At 70.0% G+C, this 14,048-nt stretch carries 14 protein-coding genes; 11 read left to right on the top strand and 3 right to left on the bottom strand.

Annotated elements, in window-relative coordinates; all coding sequences use genetic code 11:
* Positions 1 to 73: 73 nt before the first annotated feature.
* Entirely contained in the window at positions 74 to 646 is a 573-nt protein-coding gene (locus M2157_RS40590) for an XRE family transcriptional regulator (RefSeq protein ID WP_280856154.1), read from the bottom strand.
* Between the two features lie 64 nt (positions 647 to 710).
* Here M2157_RS40590 and M2157_RS40585 point away from each other — a divergent pair, with 64 nt between their 5' ends.
* The 5 genes from M2157_RS40585 to M2157_RS40565 all read left to right on the top strand — a co-directional run bounded on the left by M2157_RS40585 (position 711) and on the right by M2157_RS40565 (position 5,400).
* Positions 711 to 1,634, top strand: a complete 924-nt coding sequence (locus M2157_RS40585) for an NAD(P)/FAD-dependent oxidoreductase (RefSeq protein WP_280856155.1) — start codon at positions 711 to 713, stop codon at positions 1,632 to 1,634.
* A 51-nt stretch (positions 1,635 to 1,685) separates the two neighbouring features.
* Positions 1,686 to 3,224: an ATP-dependent DNA ligase gene (locus M2157_RS40580; RefSeq protein WP_280856156.1), complete on the top strand. Its 1,539-nt coding sequence runs from the start codon at positions 1,686 to 1,688 to the stop codon at positions 3,222 to 3,224.
* Entirely contained in the window at positions 3,221 to 3,682 is a 462-nt protein-coding gene (locus M2157_RS40575; protein ID WP_280856157.1) for an NUDIX domain-containing protein, read from the top strand. Before M2157_RS40580 ends, M2157_RS40575 begins: the two co-directional genes overlap by 4 nt.
* Positions 3,683 to 3,752: 70 nt before the next feature.
* The gene (locus tag M2157_RS40570) at positions 3,753 to 5,138 is read left to right on the top strand and encodes an NADP-dependent succinic semialdehyde dehydrogenase (protein ID WP_280856158.1); all 1,386 of its coding nucleotides are present in this window, start codon (positions 3,753 to 3,755) and stop codon (positions 5,136 to 5,138) included.
* A gap of 25 nt (positions 5,139 to 5,163) precedes the next feature.
* Complete coding sequence (locus M2157_RS40565) at positions 5,164 to 5,400, top strand: DUF6213 family protein (protein WP_057610635.1); 237 nt, start codon at positions 5,164 to 5,166, stop codon at positions 5,398 to 5,400.
* A gap of 77 nt (positions 5,401 to 5,477) precedes the next feature.
* Here M2157_RS40565 and M2157_RS40560 read toward each other — a convergent pair whose 3' ends face one another.
* The gene (locus tag M2157_RS40560) at positions 5,478 to 6,704 is read right to left on the bottom strand and encodes an acyl-CoA dehydrogenase family protein (protein WP_057610634.1); all 1,227 of its coding nucleotides are present in this window, start codon (positions 6,702 to 6,704) and stop codon (positions 5,478 to 5,480) included.
* A gap of 172 nt (positions 6,705 to 6,876) precedes the next feature.
* Here M2157_RS40560 and M2157_RS40555 point away from each other — a divergent pair, with 172 nt between their 5' ends.
* Positions 6,877 to 7,521: a TetR family transcriptional regulator gene (locus M2157_RS40555; protein WP_280856159.1), complete on the top strand. Its 645-nt coding sequence runs from the start codon at positions 6,877 to 6,879 to the stop codon at positions 7,519 to 7,521.
* A gap of 82 nt (positions 7,522 to 7,603) precedes the next feature.
* Here M2157_RS40555 and def read toward each other — a convergent pair whose 3' ends face one another.
* Complete coding sequence (gene def, locus M2157_RS40550; protein WP_280867637.1) at positions 7,604 to 8,158, bottom strand: peptide deformylase; 555 nt, start codon at positions 8,156 to 8,158, stop codon at positions 7,604 to 7,606.
* Positions 8,159 to 8,270: 112 nt separating this feature from the next.
* Between def and M2157_RS40545 the strand changes: the two genes are divergently transcribed.
* From M2157_RS40545 to M2157_RS40525, 5 genes are all read left to right on the top strand, one after another.
* Positions 8,271 to 9,509 carry a MurT ligase domain-containing protein gene (locus M2157_RS40545; protein ID WP_057610631.1) on the top strand — a complete coding sequence of 413 codons (1,239 nt, stop codon included), beginning with the start codon at positions 8,271 to 8,273 and terminating at the stop codon, positions 9,507 to 9,509.
* Positions 9,510 to 9,525: 16 nt separating this feature from the next.
* On the top strand, positions 9,526 to 10,254 hold the full coding sequence (locus M2157_RS40540; protein ID WP_057610630.1) for a glutamine amidotransferase: 729 nt from the start codon (positions 9,526 to 9,528) through the stop codon (positions 10,252 to 10,254).
* Positions 10,255 to 10,451: 197 nt separating this feature from the next.
* Complete coding sequence (locus M2157_RS40535; protein WP_280856162.1) at positions 10,452 to 11,477, top strand: 6-phosphofructokinase; 1,026 nt, start codon at positions 10,452 to 10,454, stop codon at positions 11,475 to 11,477.
* 103 nt (positions 11,478 to 11,580) lie between these two features.
* The gene (locus tag M2157_RS40530) at positions 11,581 to 12,531 is read left to right on the top strand and encodes a cytochrome c oxidase assembly protein (RefSeq protein WP_280856163.1); all 951 of its coding nucleotides are present in this window, start codon (positions 11,581 to 11,583) and stop codon (positions 12,529 to 12,531) included.
* Positions 12,532 to 12,601: 70 nt separating this feature from the next.
* Positions 12,602 to 14,038: a PASTA domain-containing protein gene (locus M2157_RS40525; protein ID WP_280867636.1), complete on the top strand. Its 1,437-nt coding sequence runs from the start codon at positions 12,602 to 12,604 to the stop codon at positions 14,036 to 14,038.
* Positions 14,039 to 14,048 lie beyond the last annotated feature (10 nt).

Below are 14,048 nucleotides of genomic sequence, written 5' to 3'. Positions count from 1 at the left end.
CGATATCTCGTGCATCCGGTGAACTTACCTGCGTGATCGTTCAGTTGTCCCAGAAGCGAGGGAGAACGCCCGCTCACGCCTTCCGGGGACGCGCCCGTACGTGCATCCGCTCCCCCTGCGGCCCGAACAGGCTCAGGAACTCCGCCGGCCCCTCCCCCGTCGACCCGAACCAGTGCGGCACCCGGGTGTCGAACTCCGCCGCCTCGCCCGCACTCATGATCACGTCGTGCTCGCCCAGCACCACCCTCAGCCGCCCCGCCAGGACGTACAGCCATTCGTAGCCCTCGTGGGTGCGCAGCTCCGGCTCCTCCTCGCGGCGCGGCACCAGCACCTTGAAGGCCTGCAGGCCGCCGGGCTGCCGGGTGAGCGGCCAGAAGGTGCGCCCGTGCCGTTCGAGCGGTGCCGACCGCACCCGGGGATCGCCGACCGGCGGGGCGCCGACCAGTTCGTCGAGCGGCACCTGATGGGCCTGGGCGATCGGCAGCAGCAGCTCCAGGCTGGGCTTGCGCAGGCCGGACTCCAGCCGGGAGAGCGTGCTCACGGAGATGCCGGTCTTCTCCGAGAGCGCCGCGAGGGTCACCTCCCGGTCCTTCCGCAGCCGCCTGAGCCTGGGACCCACTTCGGCGAGAACATCGTCGGTACTCATACCCGTATTGCAGAATCGGCAAAGTTGTTTGTCAATCCCGCGCCCGCGGAGCGACCGTGGCGGCATGACCGAGACATACGAAGTGATCGTGATCGGTGGCGGCGCGGCAGGCCTGTCCGCCGCCCTCGTCCTGGGCCGGGCCCGGCGTCACACCCTGGTCGTCGACGCGGGCGAACCACGCAACGCGCCCGCCGCGCACATGCAGGGCTTTCTCACCCGGGACGGCATGCCGCCCGCCGAGTTCCTGGCGATCGGGCGCGAGGAGATCAAGGGGTACGGCGTCGAGCTGGTCCGGGACCGGGTGGTCGACGTCGCCCCGGGCTTCGCCGTGACCCTGGCGAGCGGGCGGGTGCTCCAGGCCCGTCGCCTCGTCGTCGCGACCGGCCTCAAGGACGAGCTCCCGGACGTGCCCGGTGTCGCGGCGCGCTTCGGCAAGGACGTCCTGCACTGCCCCTACTGCCACGGCTGGGAGGTCCGCGACCAGGCATTCGGCGTCCTCGCCACGACTCCGCTCAGCGTGCACCAGGCGCTGATGGTCTCCCAGTGGTCGAAGGACGTGACCCTCTTCCTGCACACGGTCACCGAGTCCGAGCTCTCGGACGACGATCTGCGCAGGCTGGCCGCGGCCGGTGTCGGCGTGGTGCCCGGCGAGGTCGCCGAGCTGGTCGTGACGGACGACCGGCTCACCGCCGTACGGCTGGAGGACGGCACGACGCACGCACGCGAGGTCGTCTTCACCGCGCCCCGGGCCGTCCCGCAGAACGGCCTGCTGCAGCGGCTCGGAGCCGAGCTCCAGGAGACGCCCTTCGGCAGCTACCCCGTGGTCGACGGGAACTGGCAGACGACCGTGCCCGGTGTGTACGCCGTGGGCAACGCGGCCGGCTTCGGGGAGCAGGTGATCAACGCGGCGAGCGCCGGATACCGGGCGGCGGCCACGATCAACGGGGAACTGCTGATGAGCGATCTCGACGCGGCCGTAGGGGCATAGCCGGGGTGCGGTCGGGGTGTGGACCCGCCGCCTCCGGTGCAGGATGGCTGCATGCTGCTTGCCCGGCTGGCACACGTGTCCCAGGAGGTCGCCGCCACCTCGGCGCGGTCCCGGAAGATCGCGCTCCTCGCCGAACTGTTCCGGGACGCCGAGGCGGACGACGTCCCGATCGTCATCCCGTACCTGGCCGGACGGCTCCCGCAGGGCCGGCTCGGCGTCGGCTGGAAGGTGCTGAGCCGCCCGGTCGCCCCGGCCGCCGAGCCGGCCCTGACCGTGCGCGAGGTGGACGCCCTGCTCAGCGAGCTCGGCAAGGTCGCGGGCGCAGGCTCGCAGGCCGAACGCGCCCGGCTGGTGGGTGAGTTGCTGGGCGCGGCCACCGAGGACGAACAGCGGTTCCTGTTCGGGCTGATCAGCGGAGAGGTACGGCAGGGGGCGCTGGACGCGGTCGCCACGGAGGGGCTCGCCCTGGCGACGGGGGCACCTCCCGCCGACGTGCGCCGTGCCGTGATGCTCGCGGGCTCCCTCCAGACCGTGGCCGAGGCCCTGCTCACCGACGGCCCACCCGCCCTGGACCGCTTCCGCCTCACCGTCGGCCGCCCGGTCCTGCCGATGCTGGCGCACAGCGCCTCCTCCGTGGCCGAGGCGGTCGAGAAGCTCGGCATCTGCGCGGTCGAGGAGAAGCTGGACGGCATCCGCGTCCAGATCCACCGGGACGGGGATGCCGTACGGCTGTACACGCGCACCCTCGACGACATCACCGACCGGCTGCCCGAGCTGACGGCTGCCGCACGGGAGTTGAGGGGCGAGCGGTTCATCCTGGACGGTGAGGTGATCGCCTTCGACGAGGACGGGCGTCCCCGTTCCTTCCAGGAGACGGCGGGCCGGGTCGGCTCCCGCGTGGACGTGACGACGGCCGCCGAGGTGGTCCCCGTCTCCCCCGTCTTCTTCGACGCCCTGTCCGTCGACGACCGCGACCTCCTCGACCTGCCCTTCGCCGAACGGCACGCGGAGCTGGCCCGGTTGGTGCCCGAGCCGATGCGGGTCCGGCGCACGCTGGTGTCCGGGCCGCAGGACGCGGGGGCGGCCGAGGAGTTCCTCGCCGAGACTCTGAAGCGCGGCCACGAGGGCGTCGTGGTGAAGTCCCTCGACGCCCCCTACAGCGCGGGCCGGCGCGGCGCCTCCTGGCTGAAGGTCAAGCCCGTGCACACCCTCGACCTGGTGGTACTGGCCGCCGAATGGGGCCACGGCCGACGCACCGGCAAGCTCTCCAACCTGCACCTCGGCGCCCGTACGGCGGACGGCGGCTTCGCCATGCTCGGCAAGACCTTCAAGGGCATGACCGACGCGATGCTCACCTGGCAGACCGAGCGGCTCCAGGAGCTGGCCGTCGAAAGCAGCGGTTACGTGGTGACCGTACGGCCCGAACTCGTCGTCGAGATCGCCTACGACGGCCTCCAGAAGTCGACCCGCTACCCGGCCGGAGTCACCCTCCGCTTCGCGCGGGTGGTCCGCTACCGCGAGGACAAGAGGCCCGAGGAGGCCGACACCGTGGAGACGCTGCTGGCCGCGCATCCCGAGGTGAGGCCGTGAGGACCAGCGCCGGCCTGCTGTTGTTCCGGCACACCGATGACGGCCTGGAGGTGTTGCTGGGCCATATGGGTGGCCCGTTCTTCGCCCGGCGGGACGCCGGAGCCTGGACGGTTCCCAAGGGCGAGTACGAGCCGGACTCGGAGTCGGCCTGGGACGCGGCCCGCCGCGAGTTCCAGGAGGAACTCGGGCTGCCGCCGCCCGACGGGGAGGCCGTAGCGCTGGGTGAGGTCCGGCAGACGAACGGCAAGGTCGTCACGGCATGGGCGATCGAGGCGGACCTCGATCCGGCGACCGTGGTTCCGGGCCTGTTCACCATGGAGTGGCCACCGAAGTCCGGGCAGATGCGGGAGTTCCCCGAGCTGGACCGGGTGGAGTGGTTCGGCCTCGACCGGGGCAGGGCCGTGATCGTCAAGGCGCAGGCCGCGTTTCTCGACCGGCTGGCTGAGCACTCGGCCTGACGTCCACGCGTTGCGGTCGCCCCCGCCGCGCGGGAAGGTCGAAGCACATCAGCTCTTCAGGAGGTCGGTCATGCCCATCGCGACGGTGAACCCGGCGAACGGCGAGACGCTCAAGACGTACGAGGCCATGGGCGAGGAGGAGATCGAACGCAGGCTCCAGCTCGCCGAGGCGACGTTCCGCACCTACCGGACGACGTCGTTCGACGAGCGCGCCCGTCTCCTGGACCGGGCCGCCGGGCTCCTCGACGACATCCAGCAGGACATCGCCCGGGTCATGACCACCGAGATGGGCAAGCCGGTCAAGCAGGCCCGCGCCGAGGCCGCCAAGTGCGCCAAGGCCATGCGCTGGTACGCCGAGCACGCGGAGTCGCTGCTGGCCGACGAGGAGCCCGCCGAGCACGACGTCAAGGACTCCGGCGCCTCCCGCGCCCTGGTCCGCTACCGGCCACTGGGGCCCGTGCTCGCGGTGATGCCGTGGAACTTCCCGCTGTGGCAGGTGGTCCGCTTCGCAGCGCCCGCCCTGATGGCGGGCAACGTCGGCCTGCTCAAGCACGCCTCGAACGTGCCGCAGACCGCGCTGTTCCTGGAGGACCTCTTCCATCAGGCGGGCTTCCCGGAGGGCTGTTTCCAGACGCTGCTCGTCGGGTCCGGCGCGATCGACGAGATCCTGCGCGACGAACGCGTCAAGGCGGCCACGCTCACGGGGAGTGAGCCCGCCGGGCGGGCCGTGGCGTCCACCGCCGGGAACATGGTGAAGAAGACGGTTCTGGAGCTCGGCGGCAGCGACCCGTACATCGTCATGCCGTCCGCGGACATCGACCGCGCCGCCGAGATCGCGGTGACCGCGCGGGTGCAGAACAACGGGCAGTCCTGCATCGCCGCCAAGCGGTTCATCGTGCACACGGACGTCTACGACCGTTTCGCCGAGCGGTTCGTCGAGGGCATGAAGGCCCTCAAGGTCGGCGACCCGCTGGAGGAGGACACCGAGGTCGGGCCGCTGTCCAGCGAGCAGGGCCGGGCCGATCTGGAGGAACTCGTCGACGACGCCAGGCGCAGCGGGGCGAGCGTGCTGTGCGGCGGGCAGCGGCCGGACGGGCCCGGCTGGTACTACCCGCCGACCGTCATCGCCGACGTCACCCGCGAGATGCGCATCCACCGCGAGGAGACGTTCGGGCCGGTGGCCACGCTGTACCGGGCGGACGGCCTCGACGAGGCGGTGCTGATCGCCAACGACTCGCCGTTCGGGCTGAGTTCCAACGTGTGGACGCGGGACGGGGCCGAGGTCGACCGGTTCGTACGGGATCTGGAGGCCGGCGGGGTGTACGTCAACGGGATGACCGCCTCGCATCCGGCGTTCCCGTTCGGCGGGGTCAAGCGGTCCGGATACGGGCGTGAGCTGTCCGGGCACGGAATCAGGGAGTTCTGCAACATCACCACGGTTTGGCACGGAGCGTGACGCTTGCGCGGCTAACATCCCGGGTGTGAACCGCGAAGTGACTCTGCCTCTGATCGTCGATGACCGCGGGACCCTGCAGGTGACTGCCGCCGATGTGAGCAAGTTGCTCCGCAGTCTTGGCGGGCGATGGTTGCACCTGGTCGAGGCCGGGGCCGACGGGCTCGACGAGGATACGGTGGCCGCGCTGACGATCGAACTGGCCAAGCTGGCCGATCGGATCGATGTGGCCTGTATCGCGCACAGCAGCGGCAGTGCGCCCTAGGGCTTGCTGGTTCGCTGCCGTGTGCGTCTTCGCCGACCCGGCGGACGAGTCGGCGAAGACGTGCTGTTCGGACTTCGTCAGCGGATGGACATGCCGGACAGGGTCCGGGCGATGACCAGCCGCTGGATCTCGCTCGTACCCTCGAAGATCGTGTAGATCGCGGCGTCCCGGTGCATGCGCTCCACGGGGTACTCCCGGGTGTAGCCGTTGCCGCCCAGGATCTGGACCGCCTGCGCCGTGACCTTCTTCGCCGTCTCACTTGCGAAGAGCTTCGACATCGAGCCCTCGGCGGCGGTGAACTGCTTTCCGTTGATCGCCATCCAGGAAGCGCGCCACACCAGGAGACGGGCCGCGTCGATGGAGGTGCGCATGTCCGCGAGCTGGAAGGCCACGCCCTGGTTGTCGATGATCGGCCGCCCGAACTGCTCACGCGTCTTGGCGTAGTCGAGGGCGACTTCGTAGGCGGCCCGGGCGGTGCCCACGGCCATGGCGCCCACGGCGGGCCGCGAGGCCTCGAACGTGGCCATCGCCGCGTTCTTCACCCGCTCCCCGCCGGTCTTCGCCCGCTCCCGGGCCCGCGCGAGGCGCTGGTCCAGCTTCTCCTTGCCACCGAGGAGGCAGGAGCCGGGCACCCGGACGTTCTCCAGCACGACCTCGGCGGTGTGCGAGGCACGGATGCCGTGCTTCTTGAACTTCTGGCCCTGGGACAGCCCCGGCGTGTTCGGCGGCACGATGAAGGACGCGTGGCCCTTGGAGCCGAGTTCGGCGTCGACGACCGCGACGACCACGTGGACGTTGGCGATACCGCCGTTCGTCGCCCAGGTCTTGGTGCCGTTGAGCACCCACTCGTCCTTGGCCTCGTCGTACACGGCGCGCGTGCGCATGGAGGCCACGTCGGAGCCGGCGTCCGGCTCGGACGAGCAGAACGCGGCGACCTTGACATCGTTCGCGTCGCCGTACATCTGGGGGATCCAGGTGCCGATCTGCTCCTCGGTGCCGTTGGCGAGAACGCCGACAGCGGCGAGACCGGTGCCTACGATCGACAGGGCGATGCCCGCGTCGCCCCAGAACAGCTCCTCCATCGCCATCGGGATACCGAGCCCGGTGGGATCGAAGTACTGCTGGGCGTAGAAGTCGAGGGAGTAGATGCCTACCTTCGCGGCCTCCTGGATGACCGGCCAGGGAGTCTCCTCACGCTCGTCCCATTCGGCGGCCGCGGGGCGGATGACGTCGGCGGCGAAGCCGTGCAGCCAGTCCCGGACCTCCTTCTGTTCGTCGTTGAGCTCCATGGTGAACTCGGCCATGTCCCCTCCAGCGGCGACGCACGTGCATGTTACTTGCGGTAACTCGAGTCTGTTACCCACGGGTAGGAAAAGTCAACTCCCGATGACCAGTCAGCAGCCTGTTCGATGTCCATCACCCGCCGGGTGTTAGTTTGCGCAGGCGTTACCGATTCAGTACGGGTGGGGAGAGCTCATGGACACCACACAGCGGACCGATCAGCAGCGGTCCGCCGACCGCCGTCGGCGCGAACTGCTGGAGGCCGCGGACAGAGTGGTGCTGCGCGATGGACCGCAGGCCTCTATGAACGCGATCGCCGCAGAAGCCGGCATCACCAAGCCGATCCTGTATCGGCACTTCGGTGACAAGGGGGGACTCTACGCTGCCCTCGCCAAACGGCACACGGACGCGTTGCTGGACTCGCTTCGGGCCGCGCTCGACGCTCCGGCGGAACGGCGTGAGCGGGTCGAGGCGACTTTGGACACGTACCTGGCCGCGATCGAGGCCCGGCCTCAGGTGTACCGGTTCCTGATGCACCCCGCCGAGGGGGGCCAGGTCGGGGAGCAGGGGTTCGATGTCGGTAAGCATTCCGCGCCCTTGCTGCGGAGGATGGGTGAAGAATTGGGGCAGGTCATCGAGGACCGGCTCGATCTCGGGCCCGGGAGCCAGTTGCTGGCGCGGGTGTGGGGGCACGGGATCGTCGGGATGATGTATGCGGCGGGTGACTGGTGGCTCGGGGAACGGCCTTGCCCGCGGGCGGAGTTGGTGAAGAGTCTGGCTGATCTGCTGTGGGGGCGGCTTGCGGCGGTCGGGGACAAGGTGGGGGGCCCTGGGTTCTGACGGTCGTCGGTCGGCTGCGGGTTCGTGGGGGCCGGTCGCGCCCACGCGGCGGAGCCGCAGATCGATACAGCCCCGCGCCCCTTCAGGCCGGACCAGTCCCCCTGCTCCAAGAGGCCCGCCCTACTTGTCGCATCAGCCTGCGGTGGCGTCGTCCCTTCACACGGTCCGCGTAGACCTTGCCCTCCATGTGGTCCATCTCGTGCTGTAGGCACCTCGCGAAGAAGCCCGTGCCGTGGATCGTGATCGGGTCTCCCGCCATCGTGAAGCCCTCCACCACCGCGTGGTCGTGACGTTCCGTTCCCGCCTCCAGGCCCGGCAACGACAGACAGCCCTCGGGGCCCCTCAGCACCACACCGTCCACCTCCACCAGGCGTGGGTTCACCACATGTCCCAGGTGACGGACCTCCTCGTCGTCCGGGCAGTCGTAGACGAAGACGCGCAACGGCAGGCCGATCTGGTTGGCGGCGAGGCCCACACCCTCGGATGCGTACATCGTCGCGAACAAGTCCTCGACCAAGGTCGCCAGTTCGGGGCCGAAGTCCGTGACGTCCTCGCAGGGTGTGTGCAACACCGGGGTGCCGAGCAGGGTGAGCGCGCGGACGCGCCCCCGCGTGCCCGGAATCGAGCCGTTTCGCATGGCCGCAAGGGTACGGCGATTCGGGAGTGCTTACGGATCTCGATAGGCTGAGGTCCACACCACGTGGCCGGAGGCTGAGGCGCGGCGCGTACGCAAGGAGGATCGAGATCTGATGACAGGCAACTCGGACCCGCTCTCGCCGCGGGCCAAGCTGGCCGTGACGGCGGGCAAGGCCGTCGCGGCGGCATCCCGAGCCGCGGGTCGCGGCAGCGGTTCGGTCATCGGCGGCCGGGTGGCCCTCAAACTCGACCCCGACCTTCTTGCCCGGCTCGCCCAGAACCTGGACGTCGTCCTCGTCTCGGCGACCAACGGAAAGACCACCACCACCCGGCTGATCGCGGAGGCACTGGGCGCCGCCGGGCCCGTCGTCTCCAACGCCCTCGGCGCCAACATGCCGGCCGGCATCACCTCCGCCCTCGCGGGTGGCTCGGACGCCCGGTACGGCGTCATCGAGGTCGACGAGAAGTACCTCGCGGGCGTGGCCCGCGACACCGACCCCAAGTGCATCGCCCTGCTGAACCTCTCCCGCGACCAGCTCGACCGCGCCGCCGAGACCCGCATGCTCGCGGAGAACTGGCGCGAGGGGCTCGCAGGTTCGAAGGCCGTCGTGGTCGCCAACGCCGACGACCCGCTCGTCGTGTGGGCCGCCTCCTCCTCCCCCAACGTCATCTGGGTCGCCGCCGGACAGATGTGGAAGGACGACGCCTGGTCGTGCCCGTCCTGCGGTGGTGTGATGCAGCGGCCGGGCGACGACTGGTTCTGCGGCGAGTGCGGGTTCCGGCGCCCCACGCCGAGCTGGGCCCTGTCCGGCGACCATGTGCTCGACCCGCACGGCTCCGCCTGGCCCATCCACCTCCAGCTGCCCGGCCGCGCCAACAAGGCCAACGCGGCTTCCTCCGCCGCCGTGGCCGCCGTCTTCGGCGTGCCGCCGCAGGTCGCCCTGGAACGCATGTACCAGGTGCAGGCCGTGGCGGGGCGCTACGACGTCGTCCAGTTCCAGCAGCGCGACCTGCGCCTGCTGCTCGCGAAGAACCCGGCCGGCTGGCTCGAAACGTTCAGCCTGATCGACCCGCCGCCCACCCCGGTGATCCTCTCCGTCAACGCCCGCGGCGCCGACGGCACCGACACCTCCTGGCTGTGGGACGTCGACTACACCCGCCTCACCGGCCACCCGATCTGCGTGATCGGCGACCGGAAGCTGGACCTCGCGGTGCGACTCGAGGTCGCGAACCAGAACTTCCAGGTCTGCGACAACCTCGACCAGGCCGTGCAGATGAGCCCGCACGGCCGTATCGAGGTCATCGCGAACTACACCGCCTTCCAGGACCTGCGCCGCCGCGTCGGCAACTGAGACACAGGGGACTTTTGTGAGCGACAACAGCCTGCGGATCGTCTGGATCTACCCCGACCTGCTCAGCACCTACGGCGACCAGGGCAACGCCCTCGTCATCGAACGCCGGGCCCGTCAGCGGGGCCTCGACGTGGCCCGGCTGGACGTGCGCAGCGACCAGCCGATCCCGACCTCCGGCGACATCTACCTGATCGGCGGCGGCGAGGACCGGCCGCAGCGGCTCGCGGCCGAGCGGCTGCGCCGGGACGGCGGTCTGCACCGGGCCGTCGGCAACGGCGCGATCGTCTTCTCGGTGTGCGCCGGCTACCAGATCCTCGGCCACGAGTTCATCAACGACCTCGGCCAGCGCGAGCCCGGCCTCGGCCTGCTCGACGTGGTCTCCGTGCGCGGTGAGGGCGAGCGCTGCGTCGGTGACGTGCTCGCCGACATCGACCCGCGCCTCGGCCTGCCCCCGCTGACCGGCTTCGAGAACCACCAGGGCGTCACCCACCTCGGCCCCACCGCCCGTCCGTTCGCCAACGTCAAGCTGGGCAAGGGCAATGGCACCGGGGACGGTACGGAGGGGGCGTACAACGACACGGTCTTCGGTACGTACATGCACGGACCCGTGCTCGCGCGCAACCCGCTCATCGCCGACCTGCTGCTGAAGCTCGCGCTCGACGTGAACGCGCTGCCGCCGACCGACGACCGCTGGTACGAGGCCCTGCGCAACGAGCGCATCACGGCCGCTCAGCAGCCCGCCTGAGCAGGAAGTTCACCTCGGTTCCAGACGTCTGTCACCAGCCCGTCTGACAAGGAGTCCGCACAGGTGAGCGGACTCGTCCAGCAGGCGGACGCGTGCTACGGCCCCGCCCCCCTGTGCCGCTAGGGTGGCGGGGTTCGAGCCGGACGACGTGGTCCGGACCCGACCCACGTTGATTCGGTGAGAGGGTTTTTCCGGCTATGCGCATTGGTGTCCTCACGTCCGGCGGCGACTGCCCCGGCCTGAACGCCGTCATCCGGTCCGTCGTGCACCGTGCCGTCGCCGACCACGGCGACGAGGTCATCGGTTTCCGGGACGGCTGGAAGGGCCTCCTGGAGTGCGACTACCTCAAGCTCGACCTCGACGCGGTGGGCGGCATCCTGGCCCGCGGCGGCACCATCCTCGGCTCCTCCCGGGTCCAGCCCTCGCATCTGCGGGACGGCGTGGAGCGGGCCAAGGGGCATGTCGAGGAGCTCGGGCTCGACGCGATCATTCCCATCGGCGGTGAGGGCACGCTCAAGGCCGCCCGGCTGATGTCGGACGCCGGCCTGCCCGTCGTGGGCGTGCCCAAGACCATCGACAACGACATCGCGGTCACCGATGTCACCTTCGGGTTCGACACCGCGGTAGGGGTCGCGACGGAGGCTCTCGACCGGCTCAAGACCACCGCCGAGTCCCACCAGCGGGTGCTCGTCGTCGAGGTCATGGGGCGGCACACCGGCTGGATAGCGCTGCACTCCGGGATGGCGGCCGGTGCGCACGCCATCGTCGTGCCGGAACGGCCCTTCGACATCGAGGAGCTGGCCCGCCGGGTCGGGGAGCGGTTCGAGGCGGGCAAGCGGTTCGCGATCGTCGTCGCCGCGGAGGGGGCCAAGCCGGCGCCCGGCTCCATGGCCTTCGACGAGGGCGCCAAGGACATCTACGGGCACGAGCGCTTCGCCGGGATCGCCCGTCAGCTGTCGATCGAGCTGGAGGAGCGGCTGGGGAAGGAAGCCCGGCCGGTCATCCTGGGGCATGTGCAGCGGGGTGGTACGCCGACCGCGTACGACCGCGTCCTCGCCACCCGGTTCGGATGGCATGCGGTGGAGGCCGTGCACCGTGGGGAGTTCGGTCACATGACGGCTCTGCAGGGGACCGACATCGTGATGGTGCCGCTGGCGGAGGCGGTCGAGACGCTGAAGACGGTGCCGGAGGACCGGTACGCCGAGGCGGAGTGCGTGCTCTAGGTCGTACGGCGGTTGTGTGCCCCCGGTCCGAGAGGTGACCGGGGGCAGTCTTAGTCTGGGGCGGACAGACTCGTACAACCCCCACGAATCAGGAGCCGCCGCGATGGACCACAGCGGGCACGGCATGACCCACGACCTGGCGCCGTTCACGCTGGGACGAGGGCTTCAGTGGTCGGCCGACCCCTTCTTCCTCGTCGCCTGCCTCCTTGCGCTCGGTCTCTACACGTGGGGAGTCGTGCGGCTGCGGCGCCGGGGGGACGCGTGGTCGGTGGGGCGGACCGTTTCCTATGTGGCCGGTGTGCTGTCCATAGCGCTGATGATGTGCACCGGGCTGAACGACTACGGAATGGTCATGTTCAGCGTGCACATGGTGCAGCACATGGTGATCAGCATGCTGTCGCCGATCCTCATCCTGCTCGGCGCCCCGGTGACCCTGGCACTTCGGGCGCTGCCGGTCGCGGGCAAGGGGCGCAAGGGACCCCGTGAGCTGCTGCTCGCCGTGCTGCACAGCCGGTACATGCGGATCATCACGCACCCGGCGTTCACCATTCCGCTGTTCATCGCGAGCCTGTACGCGCTGTACTTCACGCCGATCTTCGACTTCCTGATGGGGTCGAAGACCGGCCACATCGCGATGATGGTGCACTTCCTCGCCGTCGGTGTCGTCTTCTTCTGGCCGATCATCGGCGTCGATCCGGGACCGCAGCGCCCCGGGTATCTGATGCGGATGCTGGAGCTGTTCGCCGGGATGCCGTTCCACGCCTTCTTCGGCATCGCGCTGATGATGGCGTCCGAGCCCATGGTGGAGACGTTCAAGAACCCGCCCGCCTCGCTCGGCATCGACGCGCTCTCCGACCAGAACTACGCCGGCGGTATCGCCTGGGCGTTCAGCGAGATTCCCTCCGTGCTGGTGCTGATCGCACTGCTGTTCCAGTGGTACGGCTCCGAACAGCGGCAGGCCAAGCGCACGGACCGGGCCGCCGACCGCGACGGCGACAGGGATCTCGAGGCGTACAACGCGTATTTGGCCTCATTGAACGCACGCGGGCGTTAAAGGCTTCGCCTTTCCGAAGCATTCAGTAGCATGAAGCGCGTTGGGGGAACCGCCGCCGGGGGGAGCGGTCATGACACTTCGCGCATTTATGCACAGGATCGCCGTCCTGGCGATTTTCTCACTGCTGCTGAGCGGTTGTGAGAAGGGAAATCCACTGACGGTGGTCAGGGCGGTCGCCGCCGGTGCGCCCTCGCTCGCTCCGTTCTTCGAGGAGAACAGCGGGCTGGGCAGGGACGCCACCACCGTGCGGTCGCAGCCCGTCCAGGGAAGTCTCCAGCAGGGGGACACGCCCGGTCTGTACGGCGGCAGCGAGCAGCCGACCATCTGTGACGTCGCCAAACTCGAACGATTCCTCACCGATCCCAGGAATCACAAAAAGGCACAGGCGTGGGCCGGTGTGCTGAACATCGGCACGGACGGGATACCGGAATACCTGGATCGACTCACACCGGTTCTGCTGCGTCACGACACTCTCGTGAAGAACCACGACTACAAGAAGGAAAAGGCTGTCCCGTACAACTCCTTGCTCCAGGCGGGAATCTCGATTCTCGTCGATGAACAAGGGCTTCCGGCTGTGAAGTGCTCGTGTGGAAATCCACTGCGGCCCTTCGAGGGTGACACCGGCCGGATCTCCGTCCAGTTCGAGGACGGCAACAAGAAGTGGGCGGGATACCAGCGGGAGTCGGTGGTGGCCGTGAAGCCCGCTCCGCGGAAGCTGGCACGGATCGCTCTCGTCGACGTCCAGGAACCGGCCCGCGGCATCAGCCGTCCGGTCGGCAGCACCGGTGAGAAGGACACCACCTTCAACGCGAAGAAGCGGCGCACGGTGCCGGACCTGACCGGGACGACCTTCGCCCGGGCCAGTCGGAAGCTGATCGACGCCGGGCTGGCGGCCGGGTACGCCGGGCAGGGGGTGCCGTCCGACGGGGCGAGGGTCACGGCGACCGACCCGCCCGCGGGGGCGGAGCTGCCGTTCGGGCAGTACGTGATGCTGACCGTGGCCGGGGGCGGCACGAGCACCTCCGGCGGGGAGACCGGGCCCACGACCACTCCCCCACCGCCCTCCTCGGGGGCCAAGACACCGCCCACGAGCACCCCGCCGAAGTCGGGGCCCTCGGGATCGTCCGGCGGACGGCCCGGCGAGTCCTCCTCGCCACCTCCGTCCTCGTCGAGCGGCAGGCCCGGGGCGTCCTCTTCACCGCCGTCGTCGAGTACGGCTCCCGGCTCGCCGTCGCCGGGGAAGTCGAGCAGTCCGCCGAGCCGACCGCCTTCGACCGGTTCACCGCCGACCGGCGCCCCGGTCACCAGCAGCGCGCCGCCGCCAGCGCCACCGGCGACGACCAGCGCGCCCGCCACCAGGGAGCCGCCCAGCAGCGCTCCCGTGACCACCAGGCCGGCCACCCCGCCACCCGCCACGAGCGAACCGGCGACCACCGGACCCGTGACCACCGAGCCCGCCACCAGTGAGCCCGTCACCGACGGGCCGAGCACCACGGTCGCCGCGTAGCACCCCCGAG

Source organism: Streptomyces sp. SAI-127, assembly GCF_029894425.1.
In the GTDB taxonomy this organism is placed as follows: Bacteria; Actinomycetota; Actinomycetes; order Streptomycetales; family Streptomycetaceae; genus Streptomyces.
This window is presented reverse-complemented; position numbering and strand designations above follow the sequence as displayed.

Bases quoted from the DNA above. Each gene is read 5' to 3' on its own strand.
- M2157_RS40590 (WP_280856154.1), bottom strand. From the start codon at position 646: ATGAGTACCGACGATGTTCTCGCCGAAGTGGGTCCCAGGCTCAGGCGG.
- M2157_RS40585 (WP_280856155.1), top strand. From the start codon at position 711: ATGACCGAGACATACGAAGTGATCGTGATCGGTGGCGGCGCGGCAGGC.
- M2157_RS40580 (WP_280856156.1), top strand. From the start codon at position 1,686: ATGCTGCTTGCCCGGCTGGCACACGTGTCCCAGGAGGTCGCCGCCACC.
- M2157_RS40570 (WP_280856158.1), top strand. From the start codon at position 3,753: ATGCCCATCGCGACGGTGAACCCGGCGAACGGCGAGACGCTCAAGACG.
- M2157_RS40560 (WP_057610634.1), bottom strand. From the start codon at position 6,704: ATGGCCGAGTTCACCATGGAGCTCAACGACGAACAGAAGGAGGTCCGG.
- M2157_RS40555 (WP_280856159.1), top strand. From the start codon at position 6,877: ATGGACACCACACAGCGGACCGATCAGCAGCGGTCCGCCGACCGCCGT.
- def (WP_280867637.1), bottom strand. From the start codon at position 8,158: ATGCGAAACGGCTCGATTCCGGGCACGCGGGGGCGCGTCCGCGCGCTC.
- M2157_RS40545 (WP_057610631.1), top strand. From the start codon at position 8,271: ATGACAGGCAACTCGGACCCGCTCTCGCCGCGGGCCAAGCTGGCCGTG.
- M2157_RS40535 (WP_280856162.1), top strand. From the start codon at position 10,452: ATGCGCATTGGTGTCCTCACGTCCGGCGGCGACTGCCCCGGCCTGAAC.
- M2157_RS40530 (WP_280856163.1), top strand. From the start codon at position 11,581: ATGGACCACAGCGGGCACGGCATGACCCACGACCTGGCGCCGTTCACG.
- M2157_RS40525 (WP_280867636.1), top strand. From the start codon at position 12,602: ATGACACTTCGCGCATTTATGCACAGGATCGCCGTCCTGGCGATTTTC.